Genomic DNA, 13911 nt, shown 5'->3' with positions numbered 1-13911 from the left:
GTCTAGAGGCAGAGCGGGCCGCGCGGGTAGCGCTTGAGCGCCTGAATCAGCTCAGCGCCGGGGATCGGCCGGTCGAACAGGTAGCCCTGGCCGACGTCGCAGCGGTGGCGACGCAAAAACGCCAGTTGCTCGGCGGTCTCGATGCCTTCGGCCACGACTTTGAGTTTCAGGTTGTGGGCCATGGCGATCACCGCGGAGGTGATTTCCATGTCGTCCTGGTTGTCGGGGATTTCGTGGATGAAGCTGCGATCGATCTTGATGATGTCGATCGGGAATTTCTTCAGGTAGCTGAGCGACGAGTAACCGGTGCCGAAGTCGTCCATGGCCAGGGTCAGGCCCAGACGCTTGAGTTGATCGAGCTGCAAGTGAGTGTCTTCAGTGGCTTCCAGCAGCAGACCTTCGGTCAGCTCCAGTTCGAGCAGATTGGCCGGCAGCGCTTCTTCCTTGAGGATGTTGGCGATGGACGCGACCAGATCCGGGTCGGAGAACTGCTTCGGCGAAAGGTTGATCGCCACCTGCAGATTGCCCAGGCCAGCGGCGGTCAGGGCCTTGCTCATGCGGCAGGCCTGACGCGCGATCCACTTGCCGATCGGAATGATCAGACCGGTTTCTTCGGCGACGCTGATGAACTGGTCGGGGCGGATCATCCCGCGCTCCGGGTGGTTCCAGCGCAGCAGCGCTTCCATGCCCAGCAGACGACCGCTGCGCAGGCACAGCTTGGGCTGGTAGAACACGTCCAGCTCGTTCTGGGTCAGGGCGCGGCGCAGGTTGTTCTCGACGAACAGCTTGTAACTGGCCTCGGCGTTGAGTGCTTCGGTAAACACCTGCACCTGGTGTTTGCCGTTGGCCTTGGCCTTGTGCAGGGCCAGACCGGCGTTGCGCATCAGGGTCTGCGGATCGCGACCATGCAGCGGCGCACAGGCCAGGCCCACGGAGCCGGTGACACTGATCAACTGGTTGTCGACGAACATCGGTTTGTCGAGGGTCGCCAGTAATTGGTTGGCGATCTGTTGGCCGGTGGCGAGGTCGGTGTCGTCGAGCAGCACGGCGAATTCGTTACTGGCGAAGCGCGCGAGGCTGCCACTCGGGCTGAGGCTGTTGCGCAGGCGCCGGGCGAGGCTGATCAACAACTTGTCACCGGTCTGGTGCCCGAGGCTGTCGTTGATCCGTTTGAAGTTGTCGATGTCCACCAGCAGCAGGCTGATCGGCGTATCGCTGTCGCGGGCGAAGCGTTCGTCCAGATTGCGGATAAACGCCGGGCGGTTGCCAAGGTTGGTCAGGTTGTCGGTGTAGGCCAGACGCTCGATGCGCTGTTGTGCCAGTTTGGTCTGGGTGATGTCTTCGTAGATGCCGATGTAGTGCGTCAGCTCACGGTTGTCGCCATACACCTTGGAAATCGACAACTGGCCCCAGTACGGTTCGAGGTTTTTGCGCCGGCTCTTGAATTCGCCCTGCCAGCTGTTGCTCTTGGCCAGCGCCGAGGGTGCGTCGAACAGCAGCTCGCTGAGGTTTTCCAGCGCCGGCAGCTCCGACAGGCGCTGGCCGTGGACTTCCTCGGTGGAGTACTGGGTGATCGCGGTGAAGCTCGGGTTGACGTACTCGACCACGCCGTCGCAATTGACCAGCAGAAAGGCGTTGGCACTTTGCTCAACCGCACGCTGGAACAGGTGCAGGGCGCTGGTGGCGGTGCGGCGGTTGTGGTTGTTGATGACCTGGGCGAACTGGTCGGCCAGCTCACCGGCAAAGGCGATTTCGTCGGACTGCCAGGCGCGGGTGACGCCGGTCTGCTCCAGACAGAGCACGCCGACCACCTGGCCGTCGACGCGGATGCTGGCGTCGAGCATGGCGTTGACGTCACGCGGGCGCAGAGCTTCGGCCATCTCGCGGGTTCGTGGGTCGCGCATCGCATTATGCGCGTCGATGGCGCGGCTGCCGTGCAGCGCTTCCATGTAGTCGGGGAAACCGCTGATGTCGATCACCTCCGGCAGGATGTATTCCTGCGTCGCGCGGTGATACGCGGAAATCGGCACCAGCAGATTGCCTTCGAGGTTCCACAGGCTGGCGCAGTCGATTTCATAGATGTCGCAGGCGCAGCGGGTGATCAGTTCGGCGGCTTCCTGCAGCGAGTTGTGGCTGCTGTAGCGCTGGCGGGCGAGCAGCAGAATCAGATCCTGCTGGGCGCGCACGCGATCGAGGTGCTGCAGCTGTTCCTGCTGGGCACGTTGGTTGAGTTCGAGGGCGATCTGCAGGCGCGAGTTCTGGGTTTCGAGGTCAACGGACGGCAGCGTCGGCGCTTCGTCGAACACGTTATCGACTGCCAGCAGATAACCGCGCAGCAAGTGTCGATTGTGCTGTTTATAGGCTTCGCCGAGTTCGAGGATGCTAAGCACGCCCGCAGCGGTGTGCAGGGTGTAGCGCACCAGATAATGCGGGCTGTCGCGCAGTTGCTGCTGGATCGCGTCGTGCAACTGATAGCGCGCTTCAGGCTCCATCAGGCTGGCATACGGTGAACCGACCAGTGCACAGAGCTCAACGGCCGGCTGGCCGAACTGGCGTTCGCAGTTGGGATCGAGAAACAGCATCGCCCAACTGGCTTCATTCAAGCGCTCGAAACGCAGCATGCCGAGCCGCGAGGGCACAGGCAACTGCGTCACTACCTCGGCCGCCATACGGCTGGCGGCATCGGGTTGGCTCTTCATGAAGGAACTCGCTTGGAAATATGCTGAACGCGCCGGGCTCGCGCCCTCTTTACTGTTGCCTGCGGCAAGGTTGCATCATTGCGGCACCGACTGACAAGAGAGATGAAGGCCAAGTGCTATAAGAATGTGTCGGCCGCTCGGGGCATTTCTCCAGTGGGTGGTTGAAAAGAGCAAAAGATCGCAGCCTGCGGCAGCGCCTGCAGGGATATACGATGTCCTTCAGGAGCTGCCGAAGGCTGCGATCTTTTAGATTCAACGTAATTTCAGGCTGAGCGATTGCAACTTCTTGCCATCTCGATCATGGTAATTGATCAAAATCTGATCAGCCTCGACCACTGCATGGGCGAAGTTGTCTTCGCTGACCACAGTGCTGGTCAACTCATGTTGATAGTCACCCGCCGCAGTGCGTACCAGTGGCTGATCAAGGATGAACGTCGACGCCGTGGCATAGGGCAAAAGTTTGCTGTTACACAACGGCGAGGAGACGATGGTGTGGACTTCGAAGTCCGGGTCTTCGCTATGGGTCAGGCGCGAGGTCAGCGAGCCGTGCACGTCGCCCGAGACGAATACGACATTCCTGATCTGTCGGGTGCGAATGGTTTCCAGCAGACGCAGGCGCTGCTCCGGGAAGGCTTTCCAGGCATCGTCGCCGTGCAGTTTGCGATCCGGATAGAACATCACGCTGGTGACCACGAATTTGACCCGTGCCTTGCTGTTGCTCAGCCAGGCGACCAGGGCCTGTTCCTGCTCGCTGTCCAGGATGCGTCGATCATCAGCAGCCAGGTTGCGCCGAGTGCGGCTATCAGTGACAAACCATTCAATATCGCCATCGCTGAACTGATACCAGTAATGCGCCAGTTTTGAATGATCAATCTCGCCATCAACTGTTAGTTCATGCGCCGGACTATGACTGGCTTGATACAACTCATACGCCGCCATTGCATTGCGATATAACTCATGATCGGACTTGCTGGCGTTCGCCGGCCAGTTGTCTTCAATTTCGTGATCGTCGAGGATCATGTAAGTCGAAGTGCCGGACATCAGCCGCTGAATATTCGGTTGCGAGAAGGCCGCGCGGTATTTATCGAGGATGTCCTTGTACTCGCGATCCGGGGCAATCAGGTTGAGGTCGTCGACATAGATCTGGTCTCCGGTCATCAGGGTGGCGCTGATCGGCGGCTCGGCGCCTTCGATCAACTGATTGATCGAGGCGAATATACGGTCGCCAATTTGGGGCATGGAAGCAATGCCGGCGGTCATGCGCAAGTAGCGACAGGAGCCGATGATATAAGCGCGTGGCTGCGCGGCGTCGCTGGCACGGGTGCGAAAGCGGTAGATCTCGCGCGGCCATTGCAAAGGCAATTCGGCGATGCTCTCGACGGTATGCACCGGGCTCATGGGGCTGAACCAGCCCACTTGGTATTCATATTCGCAATGGCTCTCCAGGTCATTCAATGAAAAGACCTGGCAAAAATCGCGCAAAGCACTTAAACGGGAAAAAAGGCTATTTGACCATTGATTGCTGTCGCGCTTTCGATAACGCAGGCCGGCAAATGTGGTGGCGTTGTTTTGCGAGTCGCCGCGCATGAAGATGCGTGCGTGATTAGTTGTTGTATGGCCAATAATCGGGCCGACAGTTGCTTTTAACATGTTCGAATCCGTTCGAATTGATACTTGAATAACGGTCAGTGTTTAGCAAGTTATTCGTTTAACTTGTGCCGCCAAGGTTAGTTGTCGGCGGATAAAAAATATCGGCGCGAAGTGGACTGGGCTCGTGGCTTAAGTAGACCGAAGTTGTAGGAATAAAAGCGTTGTAACTTTTCTTCGGGCAAAAAAAGCCCCGTCAAACTGACGGGGTTGAGGTACGAGCGTGTGGCGCTCGAAAACGTGGAACGCAATCGGCCCTCCGTTGCCGGAGGGCCGAACGCTTTACAGCAGGATGGTGCGGATGTCGCCCAGCAGGCTGCCCAGACGCTGGGTGAAGCGTGCAGCAGCAGCGCCGTTGATCACGCGGTGATCGTAGGACAGCGACAGTGGCAGCATCAGTTTCGGCTGGAAGGCTTTGCCGTCCCAGACTGGCTGAATGGTTGCCTTGGAAACACCGAGGATCGCCACTTCCGGCGCGTTGACGATCGGCGTGAAGCCGGTGCCGCCAATGTGGCCGAGGCTGGAAATGGTGAAGCAGGCGCCTTGCATCTCGTCCGAAGAGAGCTTCTTGGTACGGGCTTTTTCAGCCAGCGAAGCAGCTTCTGCGGCCAGTTGCAGCAGGCTCTTCTGGTCGACGTTCTTGATGACCGGTACCAGCAGGCCATCCGGGGTGTCGACCGCGAAACCGATGTTGACGTACTTCTTGCGAATGATCGCCTTGCCGCTTGGCGCCAGCGAACTGTTGAAGTCCGGCAGCTCCTTGAGCAGGTGCGCGCAGGTCTTGAGCAGCAGCGGCAGAATGGTCAGCTTGACGCCGGCCTTCTCCGCGACGGCTTTTTGCGCAACACGGAAGGCTTCCAGCTCGGTGATATCCGCCGAGTCGAATTGCGTCACGTGCGGCACGTTCAGCCAGCTGCGGTGCAGGTTGGCGGCGCCGACCTGCATCAGACGGGTCATCGGCACTTCTTCGATTTCACCGAAGCGGCTGAAATCCACGACCGGGATCGGCGGGATGCCCGCGCCACCGGTTGCGCCGCCAGCGGCCGGTGCTTCCTTGGCCTTCTGCATCATCGCCTTGACGTAAACCTGCACGTCTTCCTTGAGGATGCGACCGTGCGGACCGCTGGCGCCAACGGCGCTCAGCTCGACGCCGAACTCGCGGGCCAGTTGACGCACGGCCGGGCCGGCGTGAACTTTGGCACCAGGCTTGGCCGGAGCAGCAACCGGAGCGGCAGCAGCAGGTGCAGCGGCAGCCGGAGCAGCAGCGGCCGGTGCCGGAGCACTTGACGCGGCGGCAGCTGGAGCCGGGGCAGCAGCAGGGGCTGCGCCTTTGACTTTCAGCTTGAGGATCAGGTCGCCGGTACCGACTTCATCGTCCAGCTTGATGGAAATGCTTTCCACCACGCCAGCGGCAGGCGATGGGATTTCCATGCTTGCCTTGTCGGATTCGAGGGTGATCAGCGACTGGTCGGCTTCAACGCTGTCACCCGCCTTGACCAACACTTCGATGATCTTGGCCTTGCCGGCCGAACCGATGTCCGGAACGTGGATGTCCTGAACGCTGTCAGCCACTGGAGCAGCCGGGGCTGCCGCAGGAGCAGGCGCAGCGGCAGCGGCCGGCGCAGCAGCCTGAGCCGGAGCGGCCGCAGCCGGGGCCGCAGCACCCGCCACTTCCAGATCCAGAATCAGGTCGCCAGTGCCGACTTCGTCGTTGAGCTTGACGCTGATGGCCTTGACCACGCCCGCGGCAGGCGACGGGATTTCCATGCTCGCCTTGTCGGATTCCAGGGTGATCAAAGATTGATCAGCCTCGACGGTGTCGCCGACCTTGACCTGGATCTCGATGATCTGCGCCTTGCCCGAGGAACCGATGTCCGGCACGTGCACTTGCTGCACCGAAGCGGCAGCAGGGGCAGCGGCTGGCGCGGCAGCAGCAGGAGCGGCAGCCGGTTTGGCTTCAGCTTTTGCAGCCGGTGCAGCAGCAGGGGCAGGGGCCGCTTGCGCGGCGCCCTCGACTTCCAGCTCAAGCAGTTCGTCGCCTTCTTTCAGACGGTCGCCCAGCTTGACTTTCAGGCTTTTGATGACGCCGGCTTTCGGGGCCGGCACTTCCATGCTGGCCTTGTCCGATTCCAGGGTCAGGATGCTCTGGTCGGCTTCGATACGGTCGCCGACCTTCACAAACAGTTCAATTACTTCACCTTCACCGCTGCCGATGTCAGGTACGCGAATGAGTTCGCTCACAAAATGTCTCCTCAGCAGTCCAGTGGGTTGCGTTTTTCCGGGTCGATGCCGAACTTGACGATGGCCTCGGCCACGACTTTAGGTTCGATATCACCACGGTCAGCCAGTGCTTCCAGGGCTGCCAACACCACGAAATGACGGTCGACTTCGAAGAAATGACGCAGTTTCTTGCGGCTGTCGCTGCGGCCGAAACCGTCGGTGCCCAGGACTTTGAATTCCTTGGACGGTACCCACTGACGGATCTGCTCGGCGAACAGCTTCATGTAGTCGGTAGAGGCAATGACCGGACCCTTACGGCCGCTCAGGCACTCTTCAACGTAGCTCTGCTTGGGCTTCTGGCCAGGCTTCAGACGGTTGCTGCGCTCTACGGCCAGGCCGTCGCGACGCAGTTCGTTGAAGCTGGTGACGCTCCATACGTCGGCGCCGATGTTGAACTCTTCACGCAGGATCTTCGCCGCTTCACGCACTTCACGCAGGATGGTGCCGGAGCCCATCAGCTGTACGTGATGCGCTGCATCGCGGGTGTCTTCTTCGAGCAGGTACATGCCTTTCTTGATGCCTTCTTCGGCACCGGCCGGCATGGCTGGCTGCTGGTACGACTCGTTCATCACGGTGATGTAGTAGAAGATGTCCTGTTGTTCTTCGGTCATCTTCTTCATGCCGTCCTGAATGATCACCGCCAGCTCGTAGCCGTAGGTCGGATCGTAGGTGCGGCAGTTCGGGATGGTCGCGGCCAGCAGGTGGCTGTGACCGTCTTCGTGCTGCAGGCCTTCACCGTTCAGGGTGGTACGGCCGGCGGTGCCGCCGATCAGGAAACCACGGGTACGGCTGTCGCCAGCGGCCCAGGCCAGGTCACCGATACGCTGGAAGCCGAACATCGAGTAGAAGATGTAGAACGGCAGCATCGGCTGGTTGTGGCTGGAGTACGAAGTACCGGCAGCGATGAAGGAGCTCATGGCGCCTGCTTCGTTGATGCCTTCTTCAAGGATCTGACCTTTCTGGTCTTCCTTGTAGAACATCACCTGGTCTTTATCGACTGGCTCGTAGAGCTGGCCGACGGAGGAGTAGATGCCCAGTTGGCGGAACATGCCTTCCATACCGAAGGTACGGGCTTCGTCCGGGATGATTGGCACGATGCGCGGGCCGATTTCCTTGTCCTTGACCAGTTGCGCGAGGATCCGCACGAAGGCCATGGTGGTGGAAATTTCACGGTCGCCCGAACCATCGAGGATGGCTTTCAGGGTGTCCAGGTCCGGAGTCGGTACGCTGAAGCTCTGCGCGCGGCGCTGCGGTACGAAACCGCCCAGTGCGGCACGGCGCTCGCTCAGGTAGCGGGCTTCGGCGCTGTTTGGCTCTGGCTTGAAGAACGGCAGGTTCTCCAGCTCTTCGTCCTTGACCGGGATGTCGAAGCGATCGCGGAACAACTTCAGGCTGTCGACGTCGACTTTCTTGGTGTTGTGCGCAGTGTTTTTCGCTTCGCCGGCACCGGTGCCATAACCCTTGATGGTCTTGGCGAGGATGACGGTTGGTTGTTCTTTGTGGTTGACCGCTTCGTGGTACGCCGCATAGACCTTGTACGGGTCGTGGCCGCCACGGTTGAGTTTCCAGATCTCGTCGTCGGACAGGTCGGCAACCATCGCCTTGAGTTCAGGCGTGTTGAAGAAGTGCTCGCGAACGAACGCACCGTCTTTGGCTTTGTAGTTCTGGTACTCGCCGTCGATGACTTCGTCCATGCGACGTTGCAGGATGCCGTCGACGTCTTTGGCCAGCAGTGGGTCCCAGAAACGGCCCCAGATGACTTTGGTCACGTTCCACTGTGCACCGCGGAACACGCCTTCGAGTTCCTGGATGATCTTGCCGTTGCCGCGAACCGGGCCGTCGAGGCGCTGCAGGTTGCAGTTGATGACGAAGATCAGGTTGTCCAGCTTCTCGCGGCCGGCCAGGGAGATCGCACCGAGGGATTCCGGCTCGTCGCACTCGCCGTCGCCCAGGAAGCACCAGACTTTCTGTTTGCCCGGCTGGATGAAGCCGCGGTGTTCCAGGTACTTCATGAAGCGTGCCTGGTAGATCGCCTGGATCGGACCCAGACCCATGGATACGGTCGGGAACTGCCAGAAGTCAGGCATCAGCCAAGGGTGCGGGTAGGACGACAGGCCCTGACCGTCGACTTCCTGGCGGAAGTTGTTCATCTGGTCTTCGGTGATGCGGCCTTCCATGAACGCACGGGCGTAAACGCCTGGCGAGGTGTGGCCCTGGAAGTAGATCAGGTCGCCGCCGTGTTCGTCGGTCGGGGCCTGGAAGAAGTAGTTGAAGCCGATGTCATACAGGGTCGCGCTGGAGGCGAAGCTGGAGATGTGACCACCCAGGTCAGAATCTTTCAGGTTCGTACGCATTACCATGGCCATCGCGTTCCAGCGCACCAGCGAGCGAATGCGGCGTTCCATGAACAGGTCGCCAGGCATGCGTGCTTCGTGGGTTACCGGGATGGTGTTGCGGTAAGGCGTGGTGATGGCGTAAGGGAGCTGCGAACCGCTGCGGGTCGCCAGTTCACCCATACGGGTCATCAGATAGTGAGCACGGTCTTCGCCTTCTTTGTCGAGAACCGATTCCAGGGCGTCCAGCCATTCCTGGGTTTCGACGGGATCGAGGTCTTGCATGGCTTGCTCCAGGGCGGAAAGGCTTCCAGAATCGGTTGCCTGAGTTTGCGACTGGCCTTGTGGGCAGACGATTTAAAATTCTTGGATTGCCGACAGGTTGTTCCGGCGGCGTGTAGTTTTACTACAAATCTTTGAGCATTTCAGCCTTTCGCCTGTATAGACGAGTAGTAAAACTACAGAGGAAAGGCTTGTGGCCTCCGACTGCGTTGTGAGAATAATCGTTAAGGTTGGTCGATTGCCATCCGAAAAAGGTGAAAGTTTGATGCTGAATGCCAAAGAAGAAGAAATTTCAGCTATTTCTAACTTTTGTTCGACAGTCCTTCGCGTAGCGGGTTTTCATCAAACACTACAAGCGGCCATTTACACGCCGATCAAGGATAGACCATGACCCTGCCCGTGCTCGCTGAACTCCCCGCCATTCTCCTGCCGTTGGTCACTCGATCCGAGCAGTCGTTCCGTGCGGCCGTCGCCGCGCTGGAAGACGATCACGGCTTCTCCAATTGGACCCCGGAACGCTGGGCGCAATTCGCCCGCGTCAGTGCCGCCAGCGATTTCGTTATTGAACAGAGCGTTCGTGACCCTTTGATGTTGTTGTCACTGGTGCAGTCCGGCGAACTTGATCGGCCGTTCGCACCGGGTGAATTGTGTGCGCAGATTGCCGCCGCTGTGAACACCGCGCAAAGCGAAGACGAACTCGGGCGTGTCCTGCGTCGCCAGCGCGCTCGGCATCAAGTGCGGATCATCTGGCGTGACCTGAACCGCCAGGCCGATCTGGTGCAGACCTGCCGCGACCTGTCGGACATGGCCGACGCCACCATCGACCAGGCCTACCAATGGCTGTACAGCCGCCATTGCCAGCAGTTCGGTACGCCGACCGGCCGGCGCAGCGGCTTGCCGCAGCAGATGGTCATCCTCGGCATGGGCAAGCTCGGCGCGGTCGAGCTGAACCTGTCGTCGGACATCGACCTGATCTTCGCCTACCCCGAGGGTGGCGAAACCGTCGGCGTGAAACGCGCGCTGGATAATCAGGAATTCTTCATTCGTCTCGGTCAGCGCCTGATCAAGGCCCTCGACCCGATGACCGTCGACGGCTTCGTGTTCCGCGTCGACATGCGCCTGCGCCCGTACGGTTCGTCCGGCGCGCTGGTGCTGAGCTTCAATGCACTGGAGCAGTATTACCAGGATCAGGGCCGCGACTGGGAACGCTACGCAATGATCAAGGCGCGGGTGGTGGCCGGTGATCAAGCGGCGGGCGCACAGTTGCTCGACATGCTGCGCCCGTTCGTTTACCGCCGTTACCTGGACTTCTCGGCGATCGAAGCGCTGCGCACCATGAAGCAACTGATCCAGCAGGAAGTGCGGCGCAAGGGCATGGCCGACAACATCAAACTCGGCTCCGGCGGGATCCGCGAGGTCGAGTTCATCGCCCAGGCCTTCCAGTTGATCCACGGCGGGCGCGACCTCAGCCTGCAACAGCGTCCTCTATTAAAGGTGCTGAGCACGCTGGAAGGGCAGGGCTACCTGCCACCGGCGGTGATCAGCGAGCTGCGCGAAGGCTATGAATTCCTGCGCTACACCGAGCACGCGATCCAGGCGATTGCCGACCGCCAGACCCAGATGTTGCCGGACGGCGCTCAGGATCAGGCGCGTATCGCGTTCATGCTCGGTTTTGCCGATTGGGCAGCTTTCCACGAAAAACTGATGTTCTGGCGCGGTCGCGTGGCCTGGCACTTCGCGCAGGTGATCGCCGATCCCGATGAAGAAGAGGGCGCCGACTGCGAAGTGGTGGTCGGCGGTGAGTGGTTGCCGCTGTGGGAAGAGGCGCAGGATGAAGAGGCCGCTTGCCGGCAACTGGAAGAGGGCGGCTTCAAGGACGCGAGCAAAGCGCTGAAAGCTCTGGCCAGTTTGCGTGGCAGTCCGCAATTGCGCGCGATGCAGCGGCTGGGTCGCGAGCGTCTCGATGCGTTTATTCCGCGCCTGCTGGCGCAGGCGGTGGAGCATGACAACCCGGATCTGGTGCTGGAACGAGTGTTGCCACTGGTCGAAGCCGTGGCCCGACGCTCGGCTTATTTAGTGTTGCTGACGGAAAACCCCGGCGCCCTGCGGCGCTTGCTGACGCTGTGTGCGGCCAGTCCGTGGATCGCCGAACAGATCACCCGTTTCCCGCTGCTGCTCGACGAATTGCTCAACGAAGGCCGGCTGTTCAAGCCGCCCCTGGCGCCGGAACTGGCCGCCGAGCTGCGCGAGCGCCTGACGCGGATCCCCGAAGACGACCTCGAACAGCAGATGGAAGCCCTGCGTCACTTCAAACTGGCGCACCGCTTGCGCGTCGCCGCCTCGGAAATCGCCGGCAGTCTGCCGTTGATGAAAGTCAGCGATTACCTGACCTGGCTCGCCGAAGCGATTCTTGAGCAAGTGCTGGCGTTGGCCTGGCGTCAGACGGTGACCAAGTACGGCACGCCGCTGCGCACTGATGGCACCCTGTGCGATCCCGGCTTCATCATTGTCGGTTACGGGAAAGTCGGCGGGCTGGAACTGGGGCATGGTTCGGACCTGGACCTGGTGTTCATCCATGACGGCGATCCGCAGGCGGAAACCGACGGGCCGAAGCCGATCGATGGCGCGCAGTTCTTCACCCGTCTGGGGCAGCGGATCATTCACTTACTGACGGCGCAGACCAACTCCGGTCAGCTGTACGAGGTGGATATGCGTTTGCGCCCGTCCGGCGCGTCGGGGCTGTTGGTCAGCTCGCTCGGGGCGTTTGAGCGCTATCAGGAAAACGAAGCCTGGACCTGGGAGCATCAGGCGCTGGTGCGGGCGCGGGTGCTGGTCGGCAGTCAGGATGTCGGCCAGGCCTTCGAGAAAGTCCGCGCGCAGGTTTTGGGCAAGGCGCGGGATCTGGCGAAGCTGCAACAGGAAGTCAGCGAGATGCGCGCCAAGATGCGCGATAACCTCGGCAGCAAGAGCACGGCGGCCGGCACCGCGGCAAATGCCTTCGAGGCCACGGCGCCGTTCGACCTCAAGCAGGACGCCGGAGGTATCGTCGATATTGAATTTATGGTGCAATACGCGGCCCTGGCGTGGTCGCACAGCCACCCGCCATTGCTGCGCTGGACCGATAACATCCGCATTCTGGAAGAGCTGGAACACGAAGGGCTGATGCCTGCCGAAGATGCCAGCCTGTTGCGCGAGGCCTATAAAGCCTACCGCTCCGCCGCCCACCGGCAAGCCTTGCAGAAGGACGCCGGGGTGATTGCAGGCGACCAGTTTGTCGAGGAGCGCCGGCAGGTATTGCGGATCTGGAAAGAGATGGGGCTAAGCTGAAGCGCGCCAGTGAAGGCAATGAGATTCAAAAGGTGGGAGCGAGCCTGCTCGCGAAGGCGGTCGGTCGGCCAGCATGGATGTTGAATGTGCTGGCCCCTTCGCGAGCAGGCTCGCTCCCACAGTGATCTGCGGTGAGTCGCAGATATGTGAACAGAGGCAAAACCATGTGGGAGCGAGCCTGCTCGCGATAGCGGAGTGACAGTCGACAGTCATGTTGAAGGTAATGACCCATCGCAAGCAGCGCCGCTCCCTCAGTGATTCTCGAGGCGGGGAGGCATTGGCCTCCCCGGTTCGTTTATGGAAACCACATGAATATTCTGATCGTTGGGCCCAGTTGGGTCGGTGACATGGTGATGGCGCAGACACTGTTTCAGTGTCTCAAGCAGCGCCACCCGCAATGCGAAATCGACGTGCTGGCCCCCGAGTGGAGCCGGCCGATCCTTGAGCGCATGCCTGAAGTGCGCAAGGCCTTGAGCTTTCCGCTCGGCCATGGCGCTCTGGAACTGGCGACGCGTCGACGAATCGGCAAGTCCCTAGCCGGCCAGTACGATCAGGCGATCCTGCTGCCGAACTCGCTGAAATCGGCGCTGGTGCCGTTTTTCGCCGGCATCAAGCAGCGTACCGGCTGGCGTGGCGAATTCCGCTACGGCCTGCTCAATGACGTGCGCACGCTGGATAAAGAACGTTATCCGCTGATGATCGAGCGCTTCATGGCGCTGGCTTACGAGCCGAACGCCGAGCTGCCAAAGCCTTATCCGCGTCCGAGCCTGCAAATCGATCCGGTGACCCGCGAAGCGGCGCTGGCCAAGTTCGGCCTGACTCTGGACCGTCCGGTGTTGGCCCTGTGCCCCGGCGCCGAGTTCGGCGAATCCAAGCGCTGGCCGTCCGAGCACTACGCCAAGGTCGCCGAAGCGCGGATTCGCGAAGGCTGGCAGGTGTGGCTGTTCGGCTCGAAAAACGACCACGCGGTAGGCGAAGACATTCGCGCGCGGCTGATTCCCGGCCTGCGTGAGGAATCAGTCAACCTCAGCGGCGGTACCTCGCTGGCCGAGGCCATCGACCTGCTGTCCTGTGCCGACTCGGTGGTGTCCAACGATTCCGGCCTGATGCATGTCGCTGCGGCGCTGAACCGTCCGCTGGTGGCGGTCTACGGCTCTACGTCACCGGGGTTCACCCCGCCGCTGGCCGAGCACGTCGAAATCGTTCGTTTGGGACTCGATTGCAGCCCGTGCTTCGACCGTACCTGCCGGTTCGGCCATTACAACTGCCTGCGCCAGCTGATGCCGGACGCGGTCAACGATGCCTTGCAGAAACTGCAGGGCTCCGTGGTCGAGGTTCATTAA

Annotated in this window: 7 protein-coding genes; 3 read left to right on the top strand and 4 right to left on the bottom strand. The window is 60.8% G+C overall.

Features of this window, described 5'->3' with window-relative positions; translation table 11 throughout:
• Window positions 1–2 precede the first annotated feature (2 nt).
• The 4 genes from HDC30_RS14670 to aceE form a co-directional block, all read right to left on the bottom strand.
• A complete protein-coding gene (locus HDC30_RS14670; RefSeq protein WP_027611360.1) occupies window positions 3–2699 on the bottom strand; it encodes a bifunctional diguanylate cyclase/phosphodiesterase in 2697 nt (898 codons plus the stop codon).
• 252 nt (window positions 2700–2951) lie between these two features.
• On the bottom strand, window positions 2952–4349 hold the full coding sequence (locus HDC30_RS14665) for an alkaline phosphatase D family protein (protein ID WP_183783743.1): 1398 nt from the start codon (window positions 4347–4349) through the stop codon (window positions 2952–2954).
• 279 nt (window positions 4350–4628) lie between these two features.
• Window positions 4629–6587 carry a dihydrolipoyllysine-residue acetyltransferase gene (aceF, locus tag HDC30_RS14660; protein WP_183783741.1) on the bottom strand — a complete coding sequence of 653 codons (1959 nt, stop codon included), beginning with the start codon at window positions 6585–6587 and terminating at the stop codon, window positions 4629–4631.
• A gap of 11 nt (window positions 6588–6598) precedes the next feature.
• Window positions 6599–9244, bottom strand: a complete 2646-nt coding sequence (gene aceE / locus HDC30_RS14655) for a pyruvate dehydrogenase (acetyl-transferring), homodimeric type (protein WP_003220999.1) — start codon at window positions 9242–9244, stop codon at window positions 6599–6601.
• A gap of 262 nt (window positions 9245–9506) precedes the next feature.
• Between aceE and HDC30_RS29200 the strand changes: the two genes are divergently transcribed.
• From HDC30_RS29200 to waaF, 3 genes are all read left to right on the top strand, one after another.
• Window positions 9507–9632, top strand: a complete 126-nt coding sequence (locus HDC30_RS29200) for a hypothetical protein (RefSeq protein WP_260319931.1) — start codon at window positions 9507–9509, stop codon at window positions 9630–9632.
• A complete protein-coding gene (gene glnE / locus HDC30_RS14650) occupies window positions 9629–12568 on the top strand; it encodes a bifunctional [glutamate--ammonia ligase]-adenylyl-L-tyrosine phosphorylase/[glutamate--ammonia-ligase] adenylyltransferase (RefSeq protein ID WP_183783739.1) in 2940 nt (979 codons plus the stop codon). Before HDC30_RS29200 ends, glnE begins: the two co-directional genes overlap by 4 nt.
• 308 nt (window positions 12569–12876) lie before the next feature.
• On the top strand, window positions 12877–13911 hold the full coding sequence (gene waaF / locus HDC30_RS14645) for a lipopolysaccharide heptosyltransferase II (protein ID WP_047290935.1): 1035 nt from the start codon (window positions 12877–12879) through the stop codon (window positions 13909–13911).

The sequence above is a fragment of the Pseudomonas sp. JAI115 genome (assembly GCF_014200835.1).
GTDB lineage: Bacteria > Pseudomonadota > Gammaproteobacteria > Pseudomonadales > Pseudomonadaceae > Aquipseudomonas > Aquipseudomonas putida_A.
This window is presented reverse-complemented; position numbering and strand designations above follow the sequence as displayed.

Coding starts and splice junctions, on each gene's coding strand:
- aceE (WP_003220999.1), bottom strand. CDS start 9,244: ATGCAAGACCTCGATCCCGTCGAAACCCAGGAATGGCTGGACGCCCTG.
- HDC30_RS29200 (WP_260319931.1), top strand. CDS start 9,507: ATGCTGAATGCCAAAGAAGAAGAAATTTCAGCTATTTCTAACTTTTGT.
- glnE (WP_183783739.1), top strand. CDS start 9,629: ATGACCCTGCCCGTGCTCGCTGAACTCCCCGCCATTCTCCTGCCGTTG.
- waaF (WP_047290935.1), top strand. CDS start 12,877: ATGAATATTCTGATCGTTGGGCCCAGTTGGGTCGGTGACATGGTGATG.
- HDC30_RS14670 (WP_027611360.1), bottom strand. CDS start 2,699: ATGAAGAGCCAACCCGATGCCGCCAGCCGTATGGCGGCCGAGGTAGTG.
- HDC30_RS14665 (WP_183783743.1), bottom strand. CDS start 4,349: ATGTTAAAAGCAACTGTCGGCCCGATTATTGGCCATACAACAACTAAT.